Source organism: Paraburkholderia fungorum (genome assembly GCF_900099835.1).
GTDB lineage: Bacteria > Pseudomonadota > Gammaproteobacteria > Burkholderiales > Burkholderiaceae > Paraburkholderia > Paraburkholderia fungorum_A.
The window spans coordinates 376,878-401,396 of record NZ_FNKP01000002.1 but is presented as its reverse complement, the minus strand read 5'-3'; the positions used below and the strand labels follow the sequence as shown (position 1 = coordinate 401,396).

18 protein-coding genes are annotated in these 24,519 nt (G+C 63.7%); 5 read left to right on the top strand and 13 right to left on the bottom strand.

The annotated features are described in order from the left end of the window. Nucleotides 1-26 precede the first annotated feature (26 nt). Nucleotides 27-851, top strand: coding sequence for a 4'-phosphopantetheinyl transferase family protein (locus BLS41_RS18075; RefSeq protein WP_074767227.1), 825 nt, complete (start codon nucleotides 27-29; stop codon nucleotides 849-851). Between the two features lie 157 nt (nucleotides 852-1,008). Here the strand turns inward: BLS41_RS18075 and BLS41_RS18070 are convergent, their stop codons facing one another. From BLS41_RS18070 to BLS41_RS18050, 6 genes are all read right to left on the bottom strand, one after another. After that, entirely contained in the window at nucleotides 1,009-2,328 is a 1,320-nt protein-coding gene (locus tag BLS41_RS18070; RefSeq protein ID WP_074767225.1) for an ATP-binding protein, read from the bottom strand. Further along, entirely contained in the window at nucleotides 2,325-3,065 is a 741-nt protein-coding gene (locus BLS41_RS18065; protein ID WP_074767222.1) for a response regulator, read from the bottom strand. The genes BLS41_RS18070 and BLS41_RS18065 overlap by 4 nt, the downstream gene beginning before the upstream one ends. 7 nt (nucleotides 3,066-3,072) lie before the next feature. After that, nucleotides 3,073-3,195 carry a hypothetical protein gene (locus BLS41_RS39970; protein WP_290439524.1) on the bottom strand — a complete coding sequence of 41 codons (123 nt, stop codon included), beginning with the start codon at nucleotides 3,193-3,195 and terminating at the stop codon, nucleotides 3,073-3,075. Further along, nucleotides 3,192-3,563, bottom strand: coding sequence for a GFA family protein (locus tag BLS41_RS18060; RefSeq protein WP_074767220.1), 372 nt, complete (start codon nucleotides 3,561-3,563; stop codon nucleotides 3,192-3,194). Before BLS41_RS18060 ends, BLS41_RS39970 begins: the two co-directional genes overlap by 4 nt. Before the next feature lie 206 nt (nucleotides 3,564-3,769). Continuing rightward, a complete protein-coding gene (locus tag BLS41_RS18055) occupies nucleotides 3,770-4,252 on the bottom strand; it encodes a cytochrome P460 family protein (protein ID WP_429252624.1) in 483 nt (160 codons plus the stop codon). A gap of 74 nt (nucleotides 4,253-4,326) precedes the next feature. Beyond that, a complete protein-coding gene (locus BLS41_RS18050) occupies nucleotides 4,327-5,364 on the bottom strand; it encodes an alpha/beta fold hydrolase (RefSeq protein WP_074767214.1) in 1,038 nt (345 codons plus the stop codon). Between the two features lie 420 nt (nucleotides 5,365-5,784). Between BLS41_RS18050 and BLS41_RS18045 the strand changes: the two genes are divergently transcribed. Together BLS41_RS18045 and BLS41_RS18040 are read left to right on the top strand one after the other, a co-directional pair. Beyond that, entirely contained in the window at nucleotides 5,785-6,342 is a 558-nt protein-coding gene (locus tag BLS41_RS18045) for an AidA/PixA family protein (RefSeq protein ID WP_074767211.1), read from the top strand. A gap of 117 nt (nucleotides 6,343-6,459) precedes the next feature. Next, complete coding sequence (locus BLS41_RS18040) at nucleotides 6,460-7,020, top strand: inclusion body family protein (protein ID WP_074767208.1); 561 nt, start codon at nucleotides 6,460-6,462, stop codon at nucleotides 7,018-7,020. A 64-nt stretch (nucleotides 7,021-7,084) separates the two neighbouring features. On the opposite strand, the gene BLS41_RS18035 is transcribed toward BLS41_RS18040, so the two are convergent. Continuing rightward, a complete protein-coding gene (locus BLS41_RS18035; protein ID WP_074767205.1) occupies nucleotides 7,085-7,693 on the bottom strand; it encodes an acyl-homoserine-lactone synthase in 609 nt (202 codons plus the stop codon). Between the two features lie 200 nt (nucleotides 7,694-7,893). Continuing rightward, nucleotides 7,894-8,358: a DUF4902 domain-containing protein gene (locus tag BLS41_RS18030; protein ID WP_074767203.1), complete on the bottom strand. Its 465-nt coding sequence runs from the start codon at nucleotides 8,356-8,358 to the stop codon at nucleotides 7,894-7,896. A gap of 81 nt (nucleotides 8,359-8,439) precedes the next feature. Here BLS41_RS18030 and BLS41_RS18025 point away from each other — a divergent pair, with 81 nt between their 5' ends. Both BLS41_RS18025 and BLS41_RS18020 read left to right on the top strand, forming a co-directional pair. Further along, entirely contained in the window at nucleotides 8,440-9,150 is a 711-nt protein-coding gene (locus tag BLS41_RS18025) for an autoinducer binding domain-containing protein (protein WP_074767201.1), read from the top strand. 203 nt (nucleotides 9,151-9,353) lie between these two features. Beyond that, nucleotides 9,354-10,820, top strand: a complete 1,467-nt coding sequence (locus BLS41_RS18020) for a metal-dependent hydrolase family protein (RefSeq protein ID WP_253189702.1) — start codon at nucleotides 9,354-9,356, stop codon at nucleotides 10,818-10,820. A 48-nt stretch (nucleotides 10,821-10,868) separates the two neighbouring features. On the opposite strand, the gene BLS41_RS18015 is transcribed toward BLS41_RS18020, so the two are convergent. Genes BLS41_RS18015 through BLS41_RS17995 form a run of 5 tightly spaced genes read right to left on the bottom strand, consistent with a single transcriptional unit; the run spans nucleotide 10,869 to nucleotide 24,375 of the window. Next, nucleotides 10,869-12,983: a site-2 protease family protein gene (locus BLS41_RS18015; protein WP_074767199.1), complete on the bottom strand. Its 2,115-nt coding sequence runs from the start codon at nucleotides 12,981-12,983 to the stop codon at nucleotides 10,869-10,871. A 16-nt stretch (nucleotides 12,984-12,999) separates the two neighbouring features. Further along, nucleotides 13,000-14,424 (bottom strand): efflux RND transporter periplasmic adaptor subunit, encoded by a 1,425-nt coding sequence (locus BLS41_RS18010; protein ID WP_083380012.1) that lies wholly within the window; start codon nucleotides 14,422-14,424, stop codon nucleotides 13,000-13,002. 5 nt (nucleotides 14,425-14,429) lie between these two features. Then, entirely contained in the window at nucleotides 14,430-15,281 is an 852-nt protein-coding gene (locus tag BLS41_RS18005; protein WP_429252569.1) for an efflux RND transporter periplasmic adaptor subunit, read from the bottom strand. Next, complete coding sequence (locus tag BLS41_RS18000; protein ID WP_083380011.1) at nucleotides 15,278-16,951, bottom strand: TolC family protein; 1,674 nt, start codon at nucleotides 16,949-16,951, stop codon at nucleotides 15,278-15,280. Before BLS41_RS18000 ends, BLS41_RS18005 begins: the two co-directional genes overlap by 4 nt. Then, nucleotides 16,948-24,375, bottom strand: a complete 7,428-nt coding sequence (locus BLS41_RS17995) for a DUF4347 domain-containing protein (protein WP_074767196.1) — start codon at nucleotides 24,373-24,375, stop codon at nucleotides 16,948-16,950. The genes BLS41_RS18000 and BLS41_RS17995 overlap by 4 nt, the downstream gene beginning before the upstream one ends. Nucleotides 24,376-24,519 lie beyond the last annotated feature (144 nt).

Here is a 24,519-nt window from a genome sequence, read left to right as displayed (position 1 = left end):
CAAACTGGCATGGAGGACCTGATCGCATGTCCATTCAACTAGCCCAACAGTTCGATGTTCCGGCGCGCAGCGCCTATTACGACCGGCCGCGCGAAGTCGTGTTCGATCCGTGCGAAATCCGCTTTTCTCCGCACCGGATGACGCGCCAGTACCCGTCGTGGGTCGAGGCGCCGCGCCCCGGCGAGTTGCATTTGTGGCGCTTTCGAAGCGGCTGGCTGCCGGTGTCGATTCAGGAAGGCGACCAGTGGTTGTCGGAGGCCGAGCGCGAACGTGCGCGGCTGAATCCGAATTCCGCGCTGCGCAAGCGTTTTGTCGGCGGCCGGGTGGTGCTGCGGTGGATCGTCGCGAACCTGTTCAATACGACGCCGCACGAGGTGCAATTCATCGACGGCCCCGCCGATGGGACCAGCGTGCAACTCACGGCAGATGGTCATCCGGTGACGATCGACATCGCGTACGGCGGCATCTGGATCGTGATCGCGATTGCGTCGTCGGCGCTCGGTCTCGGCGTGACGATGCCAGCGCCCGGCGGTGAAAACGTGATCCCGGAAGTCCGGCGCACCAGCATCTGGCCGTCGGCCGAACCGGATTGTCACGAGGACCGCTTCCGCTACGCCGAGGAATCGGTGCAGGCCGCGCGCTTCAACAGTCTGTCGAACGCGCTGAAAAGGCCGTCTATCGAGGTTTCGCCTCAGGCGCTACGCGATAACGCGGTGGCGACCTTCGTCGATCTGCCGAGCACGGGACGCTGGCATATCGTCGACGTGCCGATGCCGGGCAAGATTCGCGCAGCCGTTTCGGTCGCGCAGCCGGTCACGCGGATCCAGGCGTTCGGCTGGCCGAAGAATTGAACGCCTGCGCGAAAGCCGTACGCGTTAAACAACCGGTGTGACGAAAAGCAATCCTGGCGCGAGCCGGATTGCTTTTCTTTTTGGCGCTTCCGGTTTCTACGCGCATTCGTGATGCGGGCACGCCGCTTCGCTGCGGGATCGCATGCAGGCTCCCCCGCTAGCCAAGATTCCTTAGCGTCAGTCTCGCCTCCAGCCCGCCGCCCACGCGGTTATGCAGCGACAGCGTCGCGTCCATCGCCAGCGCGAGTTGCCGTGCGATGGCGAGGCCGAGGCCGGTGCCGCCCGTATTGCGATTACGCGATCCTTCGAGCCTGAAAAAAGGCTGAAATACCGTTTCCAGCGATTCGTCCGGTATGCCTGGACCGCGATCGAACACCGAGATTGTTGCTTGCCCGTCATGCACGGCCGCGACGTTGATCTCCGCCGCGCCGCTGAATTTCAGCGCGTTATCCACCAGATTGCCGACGATGCGGCGCAACGCCTGCGGACGCGTCATCAGCGGCATACCGAAGCGCCCTTGCAGCGATACGGCCTGATCCGCGTCGACGTAATCGCACACCAGGCTGTCGAACAGCGCGTCGGGATCGATGCGGCGCGGCAACTCCGTCGCGCCGTGCAGCGTGCGCGCGTACGTCACGCCTTCCTTGACCAGTGCTTCCATTTCCTGCAAATCCTGGCGCAGTTTCGCGCCTTCCGATTCGCCGTCCATCACGTCGACGCGCAGGCGCATGCGCGTGATCGGCGTTTGCAGATCGTGCGAAATCGCCGCGAGAATCTGCATGCGCTCGGTCATGTACGTCGCGATGCGATCCTGCATTGCGTTGAACGCCCTGGCCGCGCGGGCCACTTCCGACGGCCCGTCTTCGGACAGGCGAACCGCTTTCAGATCGGGGCCGAGCGTATCCGCGGCCACCGCCAGGTCGTTCAGCGGACGCGTGGCGACCCGCACCGCCACCCAGCAGCACGCGACCAGCAGCACCAGTTGCAGGAACATCACCAGCAGCAGCCAGCGCGACAGCGGCGCGCTCGACATGGGCCGCAGATCGATCGTCAACGGCGTGCCGTCGGACAATTTCAGATGCACCTGGAGCCGTTCGTTGTCGCCGGGCACCGCATTCACGGTCAGCGGATAGTTCGTGCCGATACCCTCGGAGATGGATTGGGCGACCCGCTCGGACAGATGCGCGTCGATCGGACCGCCGGTGATGCCCGGTCCGAGAATGAATTCGTAGCTGCGCCGCGCGAGACGCGGCAACCATTGCGCGCGCTGGTCGGGCGGCAGGTGGTCGAGCAGCGCGACCGAACTGGCCACCTCGCGCTCGATGTAACCCATCATCACATTGGTCATGGTCTGGTCGCGCTCGGTCATCGTGAGCCAGAACGACAGAGCCTGCGCCGACGCAAGACCAATGAACAGAATCACCGTCAACCTGGCGAACAGCGTGCGCGGCCAATGCAACCATGCGCGCAAACTCATTGAGCGTCTCCGATCGCGTTAACGGCGGCGGAAAACACATAGCCTTCGCTGCGCAGCGTCTTGATGTAACGCGGTTCACGCGCGACGTCGCGCAGGCGCTGACGCAGGCGGCTCACCATCAGATCGATCGAACGGTCGAACTGATCGGCCTGACGGCCCTGCGTCAGATTGAGCAACTGGTCGCGCGTCAGCACCCGCTGCGGATGATCGAGAAACACGCGCAGCAGCCGGTATTCGGCGCCGCTCAGCGCGACCATCGTGCCGTCCGAATCGAGCAGATGGCGCGCGGTGGTGTCGAGTTTCCAGTCGCCGAATTCGAGGATCTGCGCCGATTCCTGCACCTGCATGCCGGGCGGCAGCATGCGCGCGCGACGCAGCACCGCACGAATGCGCGCGAGCAGCTCGCGCACCGCGAACGGCTTGGGCAGATAGTCGTCGGCGCCCATTTCCAGACCGAGAATGCGGTCGGCTTCCTCGTTGCGCGCGGTCAGCATCAGCACCGGCACCGTGCGGAACTTGCTCGCCCGCAGTTCACGGCACAGCACCAGACCGTCTTCACCCGGCATCATCAGATCGAGCACGATCAGGTCGGGCGCGCCGTGCTCCAGCACGGCGTGCATCTGCCGCCCGTTGGCGGCGAGCGACACGCGCATGCCGTTTTTCTCGAGGTAGCCGGCGATCAGCTCGCGAATGCCGCGATCGTCGTCGACGATCAGTACGTGGTCGGTCGTGTCCATCAATGCATCATCTCTTGTGACGTTTCACCTGCACCCGGCTCGCGTTGAGCAGCGAACAATTCACCGGATGCGCCATTTCCGCCGCCACCCCGCCCGCGACGAACGCGATGATTGCCAGTAGCCGCTTCATGCGTCCTCCAGAACGGACAGGCTGGCGCCATCGGCAACGGAAGCATCCAGCGTATACGGATCGATCCCTTCGAGGCAACCGATATTGACGCGCCACTGCAGCGGGTCCTTGCGCGTCTGATGAAACGGGTAAATGCCGCAGTGCCTGCAGAAATAGTGCTTCGCCACGCGCGTGTTGAACTGGTACAGCGTCAGGTCGTCCTCGCCTTGCAGGATCTTCAACTGATTCGCGGGAAACAGCGGCGTCATCAGCGCGCCCTTGCGGCGGCACAGGCTGCAATTGCAGCGGCCGGCGGGCACCACCGGCGTATCGACTTCGAATCTGACCGCGCCGCAATGGCAGGACCCTTTCAGCAGAGTGGTGTTCATGAGATCTCCAATAACCGCAGCGACGTATGTGATGAATCGATGACTGCTTTATAGCGCGGTATGGCGAGGCGTATGTGTCCCAATGTATCTGCTCTGTCGTGGTACACAAAACATTGCACCGGCACGCCAAAGTTAAAACGGGCCGCAGCGATTGTCTCTATCGCTGCAGCCCGTTTTTTATCGACTATCCGCTTGCCGTCAAAACGTTACGGCGCAAACCGCGTGAACACGTAGTCGCGATCTTTCACACGCGCGGCATGGCACGCAAAGCACGTTTGATGCTGCGCGAGGTCCGCAGGCTGCCCGTTGACGAAGCGCCCGAAGCCCCACCCTCCCGTCGATGCATAACGGCGCGAGTCTTTCACCATGATCTGCACGGTGGTGGCCTGCCCTGGCACCGTCGCCGTTTCGAATTCCGGCGACTGCTTCCGCTTGTACGCGAGCTTGACCAGAATGGTCCCGTCCGGGTACGGCAACGTCGAGTTCTCGATGGCCTTGATCGCAGCGGGGTTTCCGAGCACGACGCGCAACTCGTCGAGCGGCGCCGCTTCTTCGGCCGGGGCGATCATTTGCCACTTCCGGTAGCCGTCGGGAATCGTCACGCCATAGATCGGCGACGGCGGAGATTTCGCGGGTTCCGCCGATACGTGATCCGCCGCCACGCACAGCAACAGCGCAAGCTTCGCCATGTTCAGCACAGCGCGCGCGGTCCGGGTTTTCTGCATCTGCTCGTTCCTCTTTGTGGCTCGATTAACAAGCCGCATTACAGGCGCGCGACATCGATAATCGCGTCGGCAAATGCTTTCGGCGCTTCCTGCGGCAGATTGTGGCCAATCCCGCCGGTCAGATTCCGGTGCGCGTACGGACCGGTGAACTTCTTCGCGTAGGCAGCCGGGTCCGGGTGCGCAGCGCCGTTGGCGTCGCCTTCCATCGTGATGGTCGGCACGGCGATGGTCGGCCCTTTCGCGAGACGCGCTTCCAGTTCGTCGTACTTCGATTCGCCCTGCACCAGCCCCAGGCGCCAGCGGTAGTTGTGAATCACCACCGCCACGTGATCGGGGTTGTTGAACGCGGTGGCCGAACGCTCGTAGGTTGCGTCGTCGAAATTCCATTTCGGCGATGCGGTGTGCCAGATCAGCTTGTTGAAGTCGTGGCGGTTCGCGTCATAACCGGCGTAGCCGCGCTCCGTGGCGAAGTAGAACTGATACCACCAGGTCAGCTCCGCTTTCGGCGGCAACGGCGCCTTATTCGCTTCCTGGCTGCCGATCAGATAACCGCTCACCGACACCATCGCCTTGCAACGCTCCGGCCACAGCGCGGCGATGATGTTCACCGTGCGCGCGCCCCAGTCGAAGCCGCCGAGCACCGCCTTGTCGATCTTCAGCGCGTCCATCAGCGCGATGATGTCGACCGCGACCACCGCCTGCTGACCGTTACGCGGCGTATCCGCCGACAGGAAACGCGTCGTGCCGTAGCCGCGCAGATACGGCACGATCACGCGATAGCCGGCCGCCACCAGCAGCGGCGTGACGTCCGCAAACGCATGGATGTCGTACGGCCAGCCGTGCAGCAGGATCACCACCGGCCCGTTCTGCGGACCCGCTTCCGCGTAGCCCATGCTCAGTGTGCCCGCATTGACCTGCTTCAGATTCGCGAACGATGCGGCAGCCGAACCCGTCGACGCACCGCCCGATTGCGCATGAGCGATTCCGCTCAGGCCGAGGTCCATCAGGCTGAGACTCGCAACCGCAGTGCCCAGCAGACGACGCCGCCGTGTATTGACTTGATCCAGATCCGACATGGCTGATTACCTTTAGGTTCGAAAGCTCTGAGAAGCCGCGTGCACTTGAGAAATCGACGCCCGTTCAAGGCGGCGAGACGAGCCAGAGAGCAAATCCGTGCAGGCGGGAAAATAAATTGAAGTTCGCTAAACGGCCTGGAGATATTAGAGTCGCGCGACGTATCTGGCGTATGTCGGCGAGACAGGCCAGCGCAACGTAATGTAACTACGTACAGTCCAGATACATTGCGATACAAAGCGCGGCGGCGGGCCGGTCTGGCTATCCACCTAACGGTCGCGGCGACCCGGTGGCCAGCCCGTTTTCGGCCCCGCCCTGACGACTCTGACAGGTACGCAAAAAGCCGTCTCACCCGCAAAATCCGGCTACCCGTTCTGCATCTATTGCGGCTGCCGGGCCAATAAAAAATCCACCGAGGAATTATGGAACCTGTCGATTCGATCCGACCGGCTTCGCGTCATATCAATGTGCTCATCGTTGTCGATACAGATCAGATCATCGATACATATGGGCCGAATTGCGACCCGTGCTCGCCGATTGCATTGCGCTACGACCGTCCGGTCGCGATATGCACGGATGCGCAGAGCAAGGTCTATGGGCAGGGAACCAGCCAGCTCAAATTCCTCGCGCATGTGGGAGATGTGGTTTCGGTTTCGGGCGTATCGAGTTGCGGCAATGCGCACCATGCGGTGCTGCTCTACAGCTTGCTGCCGCCGGTCGACGGTCACGTTTTCGCTCCCGCGCAACCGGTGCTCAATGTCCTGAAGCACGCGGTCGAACCCGACCCGGACTCGCCTCAATGCCACGGACTGCCGCCGCTCAGAAGACGGGCGAATTTCTCGAGGTTTTCATCGACGGCACAGGAGCGCGGCGTGGAGTCGCTAGCGTTTTCTTTCGCGCTGTACAGGCTCGAAGACGATGGCGGAAAGCAGATGATTTTCGGCTATTACCGGTGTCATTTCGTCGTCACCGTCATCTAGGCGTGCCTGTTTACTCTGCGAGGTGCGCGACGTGATGAATGGGGCGACATTGCCGGTAATTCATGAACCGGCTGTCATGGATCAATCGCACGGCGATCAATAAATGGGAGTTTCAGCATGACCGATAATGTTCTCGGCCCGAGAGTGCATGAGATCAATGTACTTGTCGTGATCGACACCGAGTATCTGAAAAGCACGTATCCCAACCCGAGCAAGGACCACAATAACCCGACCGCAATCGATCACGCGCGTCAATACATGTTGTGCACGGGCTCGCGCGGCATCGTGTCCGGCCAGGGCTCAGGAGATCTGGAATTCAAGGCCAACCCCGGCGACAACATCACTTTCACCGGGGTGTCGATCTACAACAATTCCGACGACGCCGTGATCGTGTACGACCTGAAGCACTTTTGCGGCCAGCAGGTATTCACTCCGTTCTACGCCGATATGGTCGTGCGCACCGGCGCGGTTCAACCCAACGCCGATTCGCCCAACAGGAACGGTTTGCCGCCAGTGAAAAAACCGACCAACTTCGCCGTCTTCGATTCGAAAATCCGCACGAACGGCCGCGAGGGACTCGGCCTCGCATTCGGGCTTTACACGCTGGCCGCCAACGGACAGAACCAGGAACTGTACGGCTACTTCTGGTGGGACCCGACCATTACGATCACCGGCTGACGCGGTTGCAATGCTTCGTATCAGTCGCACGCATCGCAACCGGTCTGCCGGGTCCGGCAGGCCATCAACTCAAAGCGTGAGCCATCGGCAAATCGATACCGAGCGCCGACAATGTCTGGCTGTCGATATCGATCCAGCACGCCACGACCATTTTTCCGTCGATAGACTGCGCCGGTCCGGCACGATGCGCGTGTACGCCAATCCGCCGGAACAACCGTTCCATGCTGAGATACGTCACGCCGATCAATTGCCGCGCGCCCAACTGCGCGGCGCATCGCACAACCGAAGCGAGCATGGGCCGGAAGTCCCACGCATTGCCGCTCTCGCCGGAATCTTCCGCCACGCGTTGACTCACCGCGAATCGTGAAAGCTCCCAGACATCGGGCGATTGCGGAGCCGAAGCACATTCGGCGATCAGAAACGGGAATATGTCCTTGAGCAGATAAGGCAGCGTAGTCGGCAACAGGCGCGCACATCCGCAGATCGAACCGCTCCCGTCGCGCGCCACGACATACACGGTATCGTCACGGTCGTACTGATCCCGCTCGAAACCGTCGTTTGCCAAAGGCAGACTCCAGCCTAACTGCTCGACGAATATCTGATGACGATACTGCGCCAACGCGTTACCCACGCTCTCGGGTAATCGTCCCTCGTCGTGAACGAAAGTCTGCATTCCGCCCCCCCGTCAGTTTTTATCGAGCGCATTACAGCGCGGCAATAGCCGCCCGGTAACTGTCAGAGTTGACAGGTTGCCGAATGCCATCCCACTCGTCGGGAGAACCGCTCGGGCTCACCAATTGCGATTGCAAAGCGACGAACATTTGCATATAAATAGAGCAGGCTTTCGGAGTACATTCGCTCGCACTGCGACGGTTAGTGCCGGTGAACGGCAGAGAAGTCGAGCCGCTGATTCCCGCGCTTCAAAGGAACAGTGGCCGCTACGGTGTGCGGCCAGTCAAGAGCAGTCAGTCTGTGTCTGAGCGCCTGCACCGTGCTCACCATTCCAAGATCGGCACCCCGGCAATCCACGGCCATGAGATTGCTTCTTACGTCACCCCAGGCGATCTGGAATGCAAGCGACTTTTCATCGATATACCAGTCCCAGCTCAACGTTATCGTTGGGCCCGGCGTATCGCGTGACATATCGATGACGCCTTGCCATTCCGTATAGCCCGCGCCCAGCGTTTCAATTGCTTCGGCGCGCAGACTGGTGAGTACGGCCTGATCGAGGCCCGATGAGAGATGGGTCAGCGTCAGCCGGGACAGCATGAAGCCGGGAACGCGAACGTAGCCGTCGAACGAATAGAAGTACAACGGCGATATCGAGGTAGGTATCATCACGCGAGTGCCTTTTTTTGAGTATCAATAGTTTGCTTCGCTAAATAACTTCCATAAAAAACGGTGAGTTCGGGGGATGGAATGGAATCACGATTTCAGGATGCTTACCAGACATTTGCCGCTGCCAGCGACGAAAACGATCTTTTCGCGAAGACCGCTTCTTTCGCCAAAGATCTCGGTTTCGAATACTGCTGTTACGGGATTCGGATGCCTTTGCCGGTGTCCAATCCGGTCGTCAGAATCTTCGATACGTATCCGCCGGGATGGATGGCGCATTACCGCGCAAACGATTTTCTCAACATCGATCCGATCGTACGAGCCGGTGAGCACAGCGCCAATCTGATCATCTGGCCCGGCCCCGCTCACGACGACGCGCCGCGACTCTGGTCCGACGCAAACGATTACGGCATCAAGTTCGGCGTGGCTCATTCGAGCTGGACCGCGCGCGGCGCGTTCGGACTTCTGAGCATGTCGCGTCACGCCGACGCGCTGACGAATACCGAACTTACGCATCTGCAATTTTCGGCCAACTGGCTGTCGCAACTTTGTCATATGCGCATGGGCCAGTTCCTTCAGAACAAACTCGCACCGGAATCGGGCGCCAGACTGACGGCCCGCGAGCGCGAGGTTCTACGCTGGACCGGCGAAGGCAAAACATCGTACGAGGTCGGCAAGATCCTCAACATCTCCGAGCGCACCGTTAATTTTCACGTGAATAACGTATTGGCAAAGCTGGCCGCGACCAACAAGGTCCAGGCGGTGGTCAAAGCCATCGCCACTGGCATTATCTGATTGCGTTAAAGCGGTACAGCGGGGGTATCGTCCTTTCAATTTTCTTCCAGTCGATCGCCCCTGACTAAAAATAGTGGATTAATCCCCTATTTGCCATCCCGATTCATAAAAGATAATCTGCAAGCGCTTCACTATTCTTCGCCACCGGTCATTCTCTTTACCCGGCGGCTTCGGCAACGGTGATCTAAGCTCGCGGGTGATCTATGCCTTCAAGAAAGTCCAGTGGCAACAGAACGATCGGTCCGTCGTACTCCTGTTTTTGTGACAAGGCGAAGGCTCAGTACGCGAACCGCCGCATCAGCGCCGATCTGTCGCGGCGGGGTTTCGTCGCCGGGATGGCGGCGTCGATGCTGAGTCTCGTGATACCCGGTCTCAGCGAAGCTCAAAGCGTCACGCCGCCGGCCGCGCCGGCCAAACCGGTGATCTTCACCAACTTCCGGCTGTTCGACGGCAAATCCGCCGCGTTGCGCGACGGTCTGTACATGGTGATCGACGGCGACAGCATCGGCCAACTGAGGCAGGGGCAACCGCCGTCGACCGACAACAGCACGGTGATCGACTGCCGCGGCATGGTGATGATGCCCGGCCTGATCGACATGCACTGGCATTCGCTGCTCGCCGCGCTGCCCATCGCCACGATTCTCCAGGCCGACATGGCCTTTGTTCACCTCGCGGCGAGCGCCGAGGCCGAACGCACGCTGCTGCGCGGCTTCACCACCGTGCGCGACGCGGGCGGCCCGGTTTTCGCGCTGCAACAGGCGATCGACGCCGGCCTGATTTCGGGGCCGCGCATCTATCCGTCCGGCGCGATGATCACCACCACCGGCGGTCACGGCGACTTTCGCGCGCTGTCGGAATTCCCCCGCTCGGGCGGCCAGATCAGCGTCACGGAAAGGGAGGGCGCGACCGCCATCGCCGATTCGGAAGACGAGGTACGGATGCGCGTGCGCGAGCAGTTCGTGCAGCGCGCATCGCAGATCAAGATGGTGGGAAGCGGCGGCGTCTCCACGCCGCGCAGTCCGCTGGACATGCTGACGTTCACCGAACAACAGTTGCGCGCCGGGGTCGAGACCGCCCGCGACTGGGGCACCTACGTGCTCGTGCACGCGTACACGCCCGAGGCGATTCAGCGTTCGCTGGCGGCGGGCGTGCAGTGCATCGAGCACGCTCATCTGATGGACGACAAAACCGCCGAGATGATGGCGAAAAACGGCACGTGGCTGAGCACCCAGCCGTTTGTCAGCGAAGAAGATGTCGCGCCGATCACCGGACCGGGCCGCGCCAGAATGGAGCAGGTGTTCGCCGGCACCGACAACATGTACCGGCTCGCCCGCAAGCACGGCATCAAGACGGCGTTCGGCACGGACCTGATTTTCTCCGCCGCGCTGGCCACGCGCCAGGGCGTCATGCTGAACCATCTCACGCGCTGGTACAGCACCGGCGAAGCGTTACGGATGGCCACCAGCGCGAATGCACAATTGCTCGCGCTGTCCGGTTTGCGTAATCCGTATCCGCGAAAACTGGGGGTGCTCGAAGAAGGCGCTTACGCGGATGTGTTGCTGGTCAACGGCAATCCGCTTGACAATCTCGAACTGATTGCGAACCCGGATCAGAACCTGCGCGTCATCATGAAAGACGGCAAGATTTATAAAAACACGCTACAGGTATAGCTGGAAACAGACCCGGCGGCGAGGCACTGCCCCGCCCGACGCCGGGTTCTAGAAACCCGCCTCCCGCTGCACGACTGCGATCAGCGCGCGAATCGCGCGTCCCGCGTAACTTTCCCTGCCTGCGCCCAACGTGACCGTTCCTTCGAGTTCTCGGTCCAGCGTGCGGCCGTTTTCGCAGTCGCCGATCCGCACCTGCCACGTCGCCTGCAATGGCACGATCTGATGCGTCCGCGGGTCCTGCTCGGCGGGAATGGGTCCGCCATACACGCTTGCCACCGACGGTTCGTCGAGCGTGCTCACGTTGACCTTGTCGACCGCCTGCACCTTGCAGGTGATCGGCCGCAGTTCGGTGAGCGACGCGATAAACACCGCGCGATCGCCGGTCGCGATGCGCGTCACGTCGTTTTCGTCGACGTATGCATCGCCCTTCACGCCCACCGGCCCCACTACGTCGAACAGATGCTCGCCGCGCGGCAGCCAGGTGCCTGGCGCGAGCGCGTCGCCGGGAACCTGCAACGTGCCCGCGAACGGCGCGCGGATCGTCAGTTGCGCGATTTCGGCCTGCAAACCGGCGACGGTCTGACGGGCCGCGTCCCAGCGCTTCGTCAACGCCACGCCCTGCTCCTTCAGCCGGTCGTCGAACGATTGCTGTTCGACCTGCCAGCGCAACATCGCCTCGTCGGCCTGCGCGCCTTTTAGCCGGGATGCCAGATCGGGCGACACCATCACGGCGAGCACGTCGCCCGCGTGAACCTGCTGGCCGTCGCGAGCGGGCGCAGGCGCCGACGCGAGGTATCCCGCCGATACCGCGTAAAGCCCCTGCGCCTGTTGCGGTCCCAGCACCGCAGGCGCGCGAACGCCCGCATGCCACGGCAGCACGACGATGCCGATCAGCAGCGCGGCGAGCCAGGCGGTGCGCCGGGTCTGCTTGCGCCAATGCAGTTCGACCCGGCGCTTCCAGCATTCCGATGCCTCGCGCACCACCGGCCGCGCGATAAACCAGCCGAATTCGACGAAGAACAACGCGATCCCCAATACCTTGAAAAATGCGTGATACACGACCAGCGCGATCGAGAAAAACACCACCAGCCGGTACAGCCACGTCGCAAACGAAAAGCCGATCAGAAAGCGCCGCCGCGTCGGCGCGAACGGTTCGGGTTGAGGATCGCCGAAGCCGAACAGCCATTCGCGCAGCCACCATAGTCCGAGTGCGAACGCGCGGTCGTGCAGGTTCGGCATGTCGAGCCAGTCGGACAGCAGAAAGTAGCCGTCGAAGCGCATGAACGGACTGGCGTTGATCGCGAGCGTGCCGACCCAGCTGGTGGTCGCGAGCAGGAACGCGCCGGCCTTCAGCGGACCGTCGGGTAGCAGGCTCCATGCGAGCGTCGCGAACGCGGCCAGCGCGATCTCGCTCAGCATGCCCGCCGCGCCGATCCGCAAACGCTGCGCGCGGCCGGGGACTTTCCACGCTTCGGTGGTGTCGGTGTAGAGCACCGGCAGCATCACGAGAAACGCGACGCCCATGGTTGGCACGCGGCAGCCGTAGCGCTGCGCGGTGAACGCGTGTCCGAATTCGTGCAGCACCTTCGCGCAACCGAGCGCGATGCCCACCGCGACAACGCCCTGCCAGTCCGCGTAGCCGTGGAACGTGTGCAGGAATTCGTCCCAGCGGCGCGACACGAGAAACAGGCCCGCCACCGCGCAACTGGCGACCACCCCCCAGAATGCGGGCCGGTATGCGAACGACGCAAAGCGCGCCGCGCGCCGCAGAAAAGCCATCGGATGCCACAGCGGAATGCGGATCATCAGATAGTGCTTGAGGAGCCACATCGCCTGACCCAGACGCCCAGCCTCGGCATGCGCGTTCAGATGCGCGGTGTCGGCCGCGCTTTGCGAGACCAGCAGATTCTGCTGACGCAGCATGCGCAGCAGCGCTTCGATATCGTCGAGCGAGACGGTCAGCGTGGTGTCTCGATTCACGCTCTCGACGATCGCTGCGGCGTCGTCGAGCGCCCAGCGCGACAGCAGTTCGAACGCGGGCCAGCCGAGCTGGAAGAAACGGTTCGCGGCGGGGTCGTGCAGCATCCACGTCGGCGCGCCTTCGGTGGACGGCGCGCCGACGGTCAGCGTCAGTTCCTGACGGAGTTGGGGAAGTCGGGCCATGAAATACGTCCGCGGATTACCAGCCCAGCCACTGCCGCGCAAGCGTCAATGGACGGCGCAGCACGTAGTAGCACAGCGGCACCCAGTTGCCGTGAATCCGCGCGGTGCCCATCGCGCCGAGCGGCGGCCGCGCGTTCGCCTGCGCATCGCTGAAAGTGGCCCGCACGCGATAGGCGAGCACGCCGTCGGGCGTCGGCTCGGCGCGATAGGCGACCGAATCGATCCGCGCGTCGTAAGTCGCGAGCGGCGAGCTTTTCGGATACAGCGTGATGATCTGGCCGGGCTTCACGTCGACGTTATCGGCGACCGGCACATACGCGGTCAGTTCGACATGCGCGGGGTCGGCCAGCAGCAGCATCCGTTCGCCGACCGCGACCGACTTGCCGGTCAACTCGTTCGGATCGGCGAATACGGCGACGCCCGCGCGCGTCGCGCTGACGCTCACGCGCGCGAGTTGCGCGGCGGTGTAGTCGAGCTGCACGGCGCTCTGATCGAGCTTGCCTTTGCGCTCGGCCATGTCGAGGCGGGTGTGGTCGTCGGTGACGGCCAGCTGCGCCGTCTGCCGATACTCTTCCTGCGCGGTATCGAAGTCTTTACGCGCGACCGCGTAGCGCGATTGCAGCGTGGTCGCGTCCAGACCGAGCAGCGGCGTGCCGCTTTTTACAGGCTGATTCGGCTGCACGTACAAACGGTCGATCACGCCATCGAGCGGTGCGCGCACCACGAACGGATCTTTCGGCGTGACTTCGGCGGGCGCGAGCACAGTCAGGCGCATGGGAATCACGCACAGCACGGCCAGCCCGATCAGCAGGCGGCGCTGCAGCTTGCCGGGGCGCAGCACCGCCCGCGCCCGTTCGAGCCACGACGGGCGCGGACCGAACGCCTCGAACGCATGCGCCCAGACCTGCGCGAGTTCCGCGAGCAACGCGTAGTCGGTGGGCGTCCACGCGGCATCGCGCGCGAACACGAGGCCGCCGAGCGGATGGCCGTGGCGATCGGTCAGCGGCAACCACAAACCGTGCGCGGGCCACCATGCGTCCCATTCGTCGGCGATGTGCGGCGCGTCCTCACGCAGATCCGCCGCCGTGAACGCATGCGGCTGCGAGACCGGCGGCACGTCGATGCCCGCTGCGGTGCCGCGCGACAACGCGCGGCACAGTCCGCCGAGCCACTGCACGTAAGGCGCGTTCGGATCGCTTTGCGGCAGCCCGGACACCGCCGCCACCGTGCCGGGCGCGGTGCCGCGCCACCAGGCCGCCTGCCGGTACGGAATCAGCGAGAGCGTCTCGTTGACCACCGTAAAGCCGAGGATCGCCTCGCTAGCCGCGCTGCGGGCACGCGACGCGAGCTGCCACAGCAACGCGAGTTGCTGCGCGTCGATGCGCACGTTGCTTTGCGCGGCGGCTTTTTCGGCGGCCGGGATATCGGAAGTGGGCGTCATGGCGCTTACCGCGTCGCGAAAGTGGCCCAGCCGCTCATGCCGGGCAGCAGTTCCGGCACGCTGCCGGTGAGGGCCGCCGTCACGTCGACGGTCTGCGTGACCGGATCGACACGCGCGCCGATGCGCGCCACTTTCGCCGGATAGGTCCTGCCCACTTCGTCCACCTGCACGCTCAGCGCGTGACCGGGCTTCAGCCAGACTAGCCACTTCGACGGCACGATCATCTTCAGTTCGAGATGGCTCGTGTCGACGATCGTCAGCAGCGGCTTGCCCGCTTCCGCAAATTGCTGCGGCGCGGCCGAGCGCTTCGACACGCGGCCGTCGAACGGCGCGGCGATCACGCATTTGTGTACGGTCGCCTGCATGTAGGCGACTTCGGCGTTGCTTGCCTTGAGTTTCGCGGCCGCCTGCTGCACTTCGAGTTCGCCGACCGAATGCAGTTGCGCGAGGCGCTGGTCGACCTGCAGCAGATCGCTGGCCGCGCCCGCTTCGGCTTGCGACTTGTGCAACTGCGCCGCGTACAGCGAGCAATCGAGCGACACGAGCGTTTGACCCGCGCGAAACGAATCGCCGTCGCGGAACGGCAGCGTGGCGATTTTCGCGGCGATTTCGCTCGACAGATCGACCTGATCGCGCGACACGAGTTGAATGCGGATACGGCCCGCGTCGCCGGAAAGATCCGGCTGCGTGGCGGCTGCGACCGGCATCATGCCCGGCGCGGGGGAGGCAGCCGGTGCGGTGGGAGGAGCAGCAGGCGGCACGGCGAGCGCCGTCTGCATGGAGAACAACATCGCTGCCATTCCAACTACGCCTGCCAACTGCCTGACGACCTGATCTGCGAACTGCGACAACTTCATTGCGTCTTCACTCCGGTTGCTGAGTTCGTGGTGGCCGTGGCAGTGGTGGCCGTTGCGGCGGTGACTGCGACCGCACCGGCCGCGTCGGCGGCGGCAGGCGTGCTGTTGGGACGGCCCAACGCGTCCCAGCGCTGCTGTTCTTCGTCGATCGACTTTTGCAGCGACGCGAGGTCGTGTCCCTGCACCGTGTCGGGCACCGGGTCCAGACCGAGCGTGGCAAGCAACTGGCCGTACGCGTTTTCAAGCTCGCCGTAGCTCTGGTACAGGCGCAACTCGGACATCATCGCGCCGGTTGCCGCGCGGATTTCGTCGAGCTTGCCCTGCGCGTTTGCCTGCGTCGCGTTGTGCGTATGTTCGAGAATCTGCTGATCCACGTCGTTCATCTGCTTGAGCAGATCGAACTGGCGCTGCTTCGCGCCCAGTTCCGTCCGCGCGACGTGAACCTGCGTCAGCACCGCCATGCTCAGCGCGAGCCGCTGCGTCTTCGCCACTTCGAGCTGCGCGCTCGCCATGCCGCGAATGTTCTTCACGTTCAGCAGATTCAGCAGATTCCAGCTCACGCTGATACCGGCCGCGCGCCACGCGTTGTAGACCAGGAAGCTGTTGCTGTCGTAATGCGTGCCGAGGCTGAACTCGATCCCCGGCAGCATCTTCGCCATTGCCTTATGCGTCTCGTTGACGCTGATCCGCTCGTTGTAGCTCGCTTCGACCAGTTCCGGGCGGCGCTCCAACGCGGTTTCTTCCATCTTCTCCATCGGCATGTCGAAGCTCGGCGCGGCGAAGTCCTGCGGCGGCGCGAGCGTGTAATCCTTGCCCGGCTCCAGGTTCATCAGCGCCGCGAGACGCGGTTTGGCTTCATCGAGCTGATCGCGGATTTCTTCGAGCTGGCGCATCAGATCGAGCAGCGCGTGCTGATAGTTCAACGTCTCCATCGGCGCACGCAGGTTCTCCCTTTGCGCCTGACGCGAATCGTTCAGCGCCTGGCGCGCCTGGTCGAGCAACGGCCCGATCCGGTCATGCAGACGCTGCGCGCCGGTAGCTTGCCAGTACGCTTCGCGCACTTGCTGCATCATCAGTTGCACGACCTTGCGGCGGCGCTGTTCGAGCACCAGCACATGGTCCGCCTGCTCTTTCGCCTCGTAGTAGCTGACGCCGAAGTCGAGCAGATTCCACGAGAACGAGAGATCGGCGGTGCGCTCGTTCTTGTCCGTCGAATACGACGGCGCGAGCGATTGCTCGTTGGTGAACACGTTGGTCGACGACGACGCGAGCGGATGATTGCGCGTCGTATAACCGGCCTGCGCGGTGAGCTTCGGCAGCAGGTCGAAATTCGACAGATCGAGTTGCTTCTGCGCCAGCGCCTCTTCCATCATCTTCAGCCGGTGGTCGAGGTTGTAGCGAATCGCGCGCGCCATCGCTTCGTCGAGCGTGATCGGACCCGACACCGCCTGCTGCTGCGCGAACATCGATGTGCGATCGGTTTGCGCCGTCTGCGTGCGTTCGGCGTCGGTGAAAGGGACCGGCTTGACGGCGCAGCCCGACAACCAGATCACGGCAAGCGACAGGGCCAGCAGCGCAGGACGCGGTGTACGCACCGCAGCGATCGAGATGTTCACTTCGGAGGCTCTCTTCTTCAAGGTTATGGGAGCGGGAAAAAATCGTGAGTTCATGCGACGCCCCGGCCGGCCGTCTCTGCGGCGGAAGGCAGCGTGGCCGCGTGAGCAACCGGAGGACGCGTGACATGCAGCGACGCGTGCGCGCGGGCGAACTGCTCGGCAAGCGAAGGCTTCGCGGGCGTGACGGCGGCATGCGGCGCGTGGGTGGCGGGCGTGGCCTTCACCGGCGCGCGCGTGGCGCCATGAACCGCACCGTGCGACGTGGAATCGCGCGTCGTGCCGAAATTGATGGCGACTTCACGGCGCGTCTGATGACCCGCCGCATCGCTCGCGATGATCGCGATGGCCAGCGTGCCCTGATTGGCCGGGACCTTGCCGCTCAACGTGCCGCGCACCGGGTCGTAGTGCAGCCAGCCAGGCAGCGGCCGGCCGTCCGCGAGACGCAGTTCGACATGCGCGTCCGTGCCGACCGGCAAGCCTTCAGCTCCGCCGAGCATGACCGGCAGCGACACCGAGAACGGCTGGTTCGGCGCGATGTCGAGGTGCAGCGCGAGGTTCGGCAGATCGAGCGCGAGCGGCGCGGCCTGCGGCGCAGAAACGGCCTGCAAACTCTCCACCGAGGTTTGCGACAGCGAGCCATAGCGATGCGCGCCGCCCCCTGCGCCGCTGCTCGCGCCGAGGTCGCCGAAGTTGTCGGCGGTGAAGGTCGACGTGTGGATCGCCGGGATCGAGCCGATGTCCGGCGTCTCGACGAAGATGTCGAGCACGATCAGCGGATTCGAGATCGAGTCGCCGAGATTCATCGGGAACGCGACGATCGAATCGGGCGCATTCGCGAACGGCGACGGCGCGTTTACCGGCGTGGCGCTGCCGTTGCCGTTGTCGCTGCCGTTGCCGATAAACGGCGAACGCGGCGGCAACGTGGTCGGCGTGGCCGGATTCGGCGGACGCACCGTTGTCGGCGCGGCGGCGACGTTCACCGTACGCGTGACCACACCGCTCTCTTTGCCGTCGACGGCGACCGCGAAGCTGATCGTCCGGCTGCTGCTGGTGACCTCGGCGGCGGTGTCCGCGTAGGTCACTGCTGCGAGCGCGGCCTGCCATTGCGCGAGGGTCGCCGTGTTGCCCGCCGAGGTCAGCGTCAGCACGCCCGTGGTGGCGTCGTAGCTGCCGCTGATGTTGCCGGTCGCCGCGCTGCTGGTGAACGCGAGCACGTCGTGGCCCGGCTGGAAATTGCCGCTCACCGACACGAGCGCCGACGACGGATGCGCGCTCGCATCGGCATCGCTGATCGAGATGCCGCCGTCGATCGCGACCGGTATAGCACCCGCGCCGCTCGCCACGAAGGTCGGCGTGTCGCCGGTGCCGCCGACGATCGTCGGCGTTTGCGTGGTCGCGCTGAGGTCGATCGCTTTCGTGCTGACCGCGCTCGATTTGACGCCGTCGTTGACCGTGAAGCTGATCGTGCGTTGCGTGGTATCGGGTGTGACCGCTGTGTCGGTGTAGGTGACCGAGCGCAGTGCGGCTTGCCATTGTGCGATTGTTGCTGTGTCGCCTGCGGAGGTCAGCGTCATGACGCCGGTTGTCGCGTCGTACGACGAGGTGATGTTGCCGAAGCTGGTCGCGTTGTTGTTGGTGAACGCGAGTTGATCTTCGCCCGCGTGGAAGCCGCTCGTGATCGCCACCGTCGCCGAAGCCAGCGTCGTGTTGTCGAGGTCCGATACGGTGATACCCGTGTCGATCGCCACCGGCGTGCTGGCGGTGTTATCGCCCGACGCAAAGCTCGCATCGCCGGTCGTGGTAGTGATAATCGGCGTCTGATCGGTCGCCGTCATGTCGAGCGCTTTCGTGCTGATCGCGCTCGACTTGACGCCGTCGTCGATCGTGAAGCTGATCGTGCGTTGCGTCGTGTCGGGCGTGACGGCTGTGTCGGTGTAGGTGATCGAGCGCAAGGCGGCTTGCCATTGCGCGAGCGTGGCCGTGTCGCCCGCTGAGGTCAGCGTCATCACACCGGTTGTCGCGTCGTACGACGAGGTGATGTTGCCGAAGCTCGTCGAGTTGTCGTTGGTGAACGACAGCACATCCTCGCCCGCGTGGAAGCCGCCGGTGATCGCCACCGTCGCCGAGGCCAAGGTCGTGTTGTCGAGGTCGGATACCGTGATGGCCGTATCGATGGCAACCGGTGTGCTGGCAGTGTTGTCGCCCGATGCAAAGCTCGCGTCGCCGGTCGTGGTCGAGACGATCGGAGTCTGGTCAGTGGCGGTCACATCGAGCGCCTGTGTGCTGACTGCGCTGGATTTGACGCCATCGTTGATCGTGAAGCTGATCGTGCGTTGCGTGGTATCAGGTGTGACGGCCGTGTCGGTGTACGTCACCGAACCCAATGCGTTTTGCCATTGCGCAAGCGTTGCCGTGGCGCCCGTCGACGTGAGCGTCATCACGCCGGTCGCTGCATCGTACGACGCGACGATGTTGCCGAAATTCGCTGCGTTATAGTTCGTGAACGACAGCACATCCTCGCCCGCGTGGAAGCCGCCGGTGATCGCCACCGTCGCCGAAGCCATTGTCGTGTTGTCGAGATCCGACACGGTGATGCCCGTATCGATCGCAACCGGCGTGGACGCGCTGTTGTCGCCCGCGACGAACGACGTGTCGCCGCCCGATGTGGTCAGTATCGGCGTCTGATCCGTGTCCGCGATGGTGACCGTACTCGTCACCGTCGCGCTCGATTGCGTACCGTCGTCGGCAGTGAAGCTTATCGTGCGGGTCGCAGTGTCGGGCGTGATGGCCGTGTCCGTGTAGGTCACCGAACGCAGCGCCGCCTGCCACTGCGCGAGCGTCGCCGTCCCACCCGACGAAGTCAGCGTCAATACCCCCGTCGCCGCGTCATAGCTGCTGGTGATGTTGCCGTCTGTCAATCCGTCGTTGACGAACATCAGCACGTCTTCGCCAGCATGAAAGTTGCCGGTGATCGACACCGTCGCCGACGCGAGCATCGCCGTCAAAGGATCGCTGACGGTGAGGCCGCTATCCACCGCAACGGGCGTGGAAACCGTGTTGTCCCCGGCGACGAACGCCGCGCTGCTGCCCGACACGGAGACGATCGGCGCCGAACTGACCACGTCGATGTCGTACGAAACCGCTGCGCTGGTGCTGGTGCCGTCCGACACCGTGACCGACAGCGTGCGCGTGCCGAGGGCCGCGCCGGCCGAGGTCGAGAACTGCACGCCGTCGAGAATCGCCTGCATCTGCGCCACCGTCCTCGGCCCACCGCTGACAATCAGCGTGCCCGTCGCGCCGTTGAACGAAACCGAGAAACCCGAGCCCATCGTCGCCGCGACGTAGTTCAAGGCCAGCAGATCGCCGTTATGGAAGCCGGACGTGAACTGGATGGTCGCCGTGGTCAGGGTCGTATTGTCGGCATCGCTCAGCGTGAGACCGCTGTCGATGTTCTGCGCCGATGCGCCCGAAATATAGTTCGCGCCGCTGGTCGATGCGCTGACGATCGGCGTCTGGTCGGTGGTGGTTACCGTGACGGTTTTCGTACCGGCGGCGCTATCCTTGATGCCGTCGTCGACCGAGAAGCTGACGGTGCGCGTTGCGCTGTTCGGCGTGATGGCCGTGTCCGTGTAAGTCACCGCACGCAATGCCGCCTGCCATTGCGCGAGCGTCGCCGTCGCGCCAGCCGAACTCAGCGTCAACACCCCCGTCACGGCGTTATAGCTGCCGGTGATGTTGCCTTCCGTGACTCCATTGTTGAAGAACATCAACACGTCTTCGCCCGCATGGAAATTGCCGGTGATCGACACCGTCGCCGATGCGAGCGTCGTGTTATCCAGATCCGACACCGTGATGCCGGAATCGACTGCCACCGGCGTCGAGGTGGTGTTGTCGCCCGCGACGAACGAGGTCGAGCCACCCGACGTGCCCAGCACCGGCGTCTGATCCGTATCCGCGACGGTGACCGTGCGAGTCACGGTCGCGCTCGTTTTTGTGCCGTCGTTGACGGTGAAGCTCACCGTGCGTGTCGCGCTGTTCGGCGTCACGGCCGTGTCCGTGTAAGTGACCGCCTGCAGCGCCGCCTGCCATTGCGCGAGCGTCGCCGTCGCGCCAGCCGAAGTCAGCGTCAATACCCCCGTGGTGGCGTTATAGCTGCCGGTGATGTTGCCCTCTGTCACTCCATTGTTGACGAACATCAACACGTCTTCGCCCGCATGGAAATTGCCGGTGATCGACGCCGTCGCCGACGCGAGCGTCGTGTTATCCAGATCCGACAACGTGACGCCGGAGTCGATCGCCACCGGCGTCGCCGGCGCATTGTCGCCCGCGACGAACGAAGCCGAGCCGCCCGACGTGCTCAGCACCGGCGTCTGATCCGTATCCGCGATGGTGACTGTACGCGTCACGGTCAGGCTCGTTGCCGTGCCGTCGTTGACCGAGAAGCTCACTGTGCGTGTCGCGCTGTTCGGCGTCACGGCCGTGTCCGTGTAAGTGACCGCACGCAATGCGGCTTGCCATTGAGCGAGCGTCGCCGTCGTGCCAGCCGAACTCAGCGTCAGCATGCCCGTCGACGCGTTGTACGCCGCATTAATGTTGCCGAATGTCGAGGCGCTAACGTTTATGAACGACAGCACGTCTTCACCAGCATGGAAGTTGCCGGTGATCGATACCGTCGCCGAAGCCAGCGTCGTGTTGTCCAGATCCGAGACGGTGATGCCGGAATCGACCACCACCGGCGTCGACAAAGCGTTGTCGCCTGCCGCGAAAGCGCTCGACCCGCCCGAGGTGGTCAGGATCGGCGTCTGATCGGTATCCGTCACGCTCACCGTGCGGGTCGCGACCGCACTGCTGTTGCTGCCGTCGTTGACGGCGAACGAGATCGTACGGGTCGCGCTGTTCGGCGTGACCGCTGTGTCTTCGAAGGTAATCGAGCGCAGCGCGGCCTGCCATTGCGCGAGCGTCGCGTGCGACGCCGAGGTCAATGTCAGCAGGCCGGTGCCGCTGTTATACGAGCCGGTGATGTCGGCCATCGTCGCCGGGTTGTTGACGAACAGCAGCAGGTCCTCGCCGGCATGAAAGTTGCCGGTGATCTGCACCGTCGCCGACGCCAGCGTTCCGCTGCTGCCGTCCGCTACGGTCAGTCCGCTATCGATCGCGACCGGCGTCGACGCAACATTGTTGCCCGCGACAAACGCAGCCGAGCCAGTGTCCGTGGTCACGACCGGCACTCCGATCACGGCGACGGTTTTGGTCGCAATTGCGCTGGTTTTGGTGCCGTCGTTGATCGAAAAACTGATGGTGCGCGCACCGCCAGGGCTGCTGACGCTGGACGAGAACCCGATTGAGTCGAGCGCCGCCTGCCATTGCGCGTCGGTGGCCGAGCCGGTCAGCGTCAGCGTATGGGTACTGCTGAGGTATGTCCCGCTGATGTTGCCGTACAGGGTCGCGTTGGCGGTGAAATTCAGTATGTCGCTGGTGCTGGCGTTGCCGATCGTCACCGTGGCGATGGCCTGATGGGTCGAGTCGCTGTCGGAGATGCTCAAGCCGCTGTCGATCGTGACGGAGGCTGCGCCCGCCACATAGCTGGTCGAGCCGCCAGTGGTGCTGACGATCGGCGTCTGATCGGTATCGACTACCGTGATGTTGCGCGTGGCGGTGGTGGTCACGCCCGCGACGTCGGTGATCGAGAAGTTGATCGTGCGGATGGTGGCGTCCGGCGTGATCTGGGTATTGGTGAACGTGACCGATTCGAGCGCGCTCTGCCATTGCGCGATCGTCGCAGAGCCGGTCAGTGTCAGCACGCCGTTGCTGTACGCCCCCGAGATGCCGTTCATGGCCGTGTACAGGAGTTCGTCGCCGGTTTTGAAGTTGCTGATCGTAATCGTGGCGGACTGCGCCGTGGCGGAGGTCGAGTCCGTCAGCGTAATACCGGCATCCACCGCGACCGGCGTCGAAGCCGTGTTGTCGCCGGCGGTGAAGGTGGCGTTGGTGGAGGTCGTCGTCAGCGACGGACCCACGTCGGCATAGACCAGGTGACCGAAGTCGGCGAGCAGATCTCCGCCGGAAATCGTGATGCTGTGGGCGTCCGCGAACGACGCATTCGTGGCCGACAGCGTCATCGTGACCGCCGTCATGATATTGTCCGTCTCGAGCGTCACGGCGTTAGCCGTATTGTTGTCCGCGACGATCGTGACGATACCTTGCGCGCCGGTATCGGATTCGATGTCCAGATCGATGCTCTGGAAATTGAACGGCGTATTACCCACGCGGGTGATGGTGACCGAGGCTAGCCCGAGTATCCCGTCCTGGTTGATCTGCAACGCGTTGCCGGCGCCGCCTTCATCCGCGAGCTGCTGCAGGTAAAAATCCTGCGTAACGATCGTATTGATGTTGATCGGGTTGCCGCTCGCATCCTTGAACGTGTAGATCAGGCCGTCGAGCGTAAACGACGAGACGCCCCCGTTGACGTCGCCCGTGGAGAAGCCCACCGCGTTCACACCGGTGTAGTTCTCGATCGTGGTGCCCAGCACGTGGTCGTAAGCCTGCTCGCTCGCCGCCGACAGCAGCACCGGCGTATGCACGTCGCCCACCTGGTACTCGAGCGTCCAGTCGCCGCCCACCGCTGTCGAGCCGGTCAGATCGGTCGACGCCGCGACGTTCAGATGAGTCAGCGCGGCGACCTGCTGCACGAGCGCCTGACCGTCGGCCTGTTCGGCGACGTCGCAGCCATAAATCAGGAAGTCGCCGCCGGGCGCCATGGCCGCGCCGATGGCCGCGAGGTCGCCGCTATATTCCGCAATGTTGCTGCTATTGAGCCACGCGGCACCGGCCTGAATCTCGCCGTCGGAGCCGTGAGAAATCAGATGAATCGACTGAATGCCCTGATGCGTTTGCAGATACTGCGCGATCTGCGCGAAGCCGTCCGTGTCGGCATTCAGCACGACATACTGGGTGCCGGCCGGCAAGCCCGCGATCAGCGCCTGGTAGTCGGTGACGCTCGGGTCGATGAACACGACGGCATGCGCGGCGGCTGCGGCGCTCGGATCGGTCACCGCAGCAGTGGCGGCGTCGGTCTGAACCGTTTTCTGCACGGCGACGTCGGTGCCGGTCTGGGTGGTCGACTGCGTGCCCGCAGCGTCGGACGAGGTCGACGGCTTGCTGTTGCGGGCCGCGCCGTCGCCGCCTGGTTTGGCATGCTGCACGTCATGTTCGGCGATCGTCTTCGGCGCGGCGTGCACGGTCGCATCGGTCGATGCGGCGGCGCCCGCATGCGTTTGCGCCTCGGCGCCATGGTGATGCGGAGCGACCGCGGCAACCGACGCGTCGTAGACCACGCGCGGTTCGAGCGCCATCAGCAACGGCGCCGGTTTCACGGTGACACCGGAGGATTTGCCACGCATGCCGACGCGAGTGTCGCGCGTATTGCACGTGTTACGCGCGTCATCAAAACGTTTGAAAAGCTGCTGGATGATCTTCATGACACACGCTCCACCGGGCCGCCGTTGCGCCCTACTGTTGACCGGTTGTCCTAACCGGTTTCTACTGCGGCCGCCAGATCGTCGCCGGTTGGGGGGCGATGCGGCGGCCGGGACCACGACTACGCTTTCGTGCTGCTGCCTGCG

Excerpts from the sequence above, each read along its gene's own strand:
- BLS41_RS18020 (WP_253189702.1), top strand. The coding sequence starts at position 9,354 with ATGCCTTCAAGAAAGTCCAGTGGCAACAGAACGATCGGTCCGTCGTAC.
- BLS41_RS18005 (WP_429252569.1), bottom strand. The coding sequence starts at position 15,281 with ATGAAGTTGTCGCAGTTCGCAGATCAGGTCGTCAGGCAGTTGGCAGGC.
- BLS41_RS18010 (WP_083380012.1), bottom strand. The coding sequence starts at position 14,424 with ATGACGCCCACTTCCGATATCCCGGCCGCCGAAAAAGCCGCCGCGCAA.
- BLS41_RS18015 (WP_074767199.1), bottom strand. The coding sequence starts at position 12,983 with ATGGCCCGACTTCCCCAACTCCGTCAGGAACTGACGCTGACCGTCGGC.
- BLS41_RS18050 (WP_074767214.1), bottom strand. The coding sequence starts at position 5,364 with ATGTCGGATCTGGATCAAGTCAATACACGGCGGCGTCGTCTGCTGGGC.
- BLS41_RS18035 (WP_074767205.1), bottom strand. The coding sequence starts at position 7,693 with ATGCAGACTTTCGTTCACGACGAGGGACGATTACCCGAGAGCGTGGGT.
- BLS41_RS18030 (WP_074767203.1), bottom strand. The coding sequence starts at position 8,358 with ATGATACCTACCTCGATATCGCCGTTGTACTTCTATTCGTTCGACGGC.
- BLS41_RS18040 (WP_074767208.1), top strand. The coding sequence starts at position 6,460 with ATGACCGATAATGTTCTCGGCCCGAGAGTGCATGAGATCAATGTACTT.
- BLS41_RS39970 (WP_290439524.1), bottom strand. The coding sequence starts at position 3,195 with ATGAAGCGGCTACTGGCAATCATCGCGTTCGTCGCGGGCGGGGTGGCG.
- BLS41_RS18000 (WP_083380011.1), bottom strand. The coding sequence starts at position 16,951 with ATGAACTCACGATTTTTTCCCGCTCCCATAACCTTGAAGAAGAGAGCC.
- BLS41_RS18060 (WP_074767220.1), bottom strand. The coding sequence starts at position 3,563 with ATGAACACCACTCTGCTGAAAGGGTCCTGCCATTGCGGCGCGGTCAGA.
- BLS41_RS18065 (WP_074767222.1), bottom strand. The coding sequence starts at position 3,065 with ATGGACACGACCGACCACGTACTGATCGTCGACGACGATCGCGGCATT.
- BLS41_RS17995 (WP_074767196.1), bottom strand. The coding sequence starts at position 24,375 with ATGAAGATCATCCAGCAGCTTTTCAAACGTTTTGATGACGCGCGTAAC.
- BLS41_RS18075 (WP_074767227.1), top strand. The coding sequence starts at position 27 with ATGTCCATTCAACTAGCCCAACAGTTCGATGTTCCGGCGCGCAGCGCC.
- BLS41_RS18055 (WP_429252624.1), bottom strand. The coding sequence starts at position 4,252 with ATGGCGAAGCTTGCGCTGTTGCTGTGCGTGGCGGCGGATCACGTATCG.
- BLS41_RS18070 (WP_074767225.1), bottom strand. The coding sequence starts at position 2,328 with ATGAGTTTGCGCGCATGGTTGCATTGGCCGCGCACGCTGTTCGCCAGG.
- BLS41_RS18025 (WP_074767201.1), top strand. The coding sequence starts at position 8,440 with ATGGAATCACGATTTCAGGATGCTTACCAGACATTTGCCGCTGCCAGC.
- BLS41_RS18045 (WP_074767211.1), top strand. The coding sequence starts at position 5,785 with ATGGAACCTGTCGATTCGATCCGACCGGCTTCGCGTCATATCAATGTG.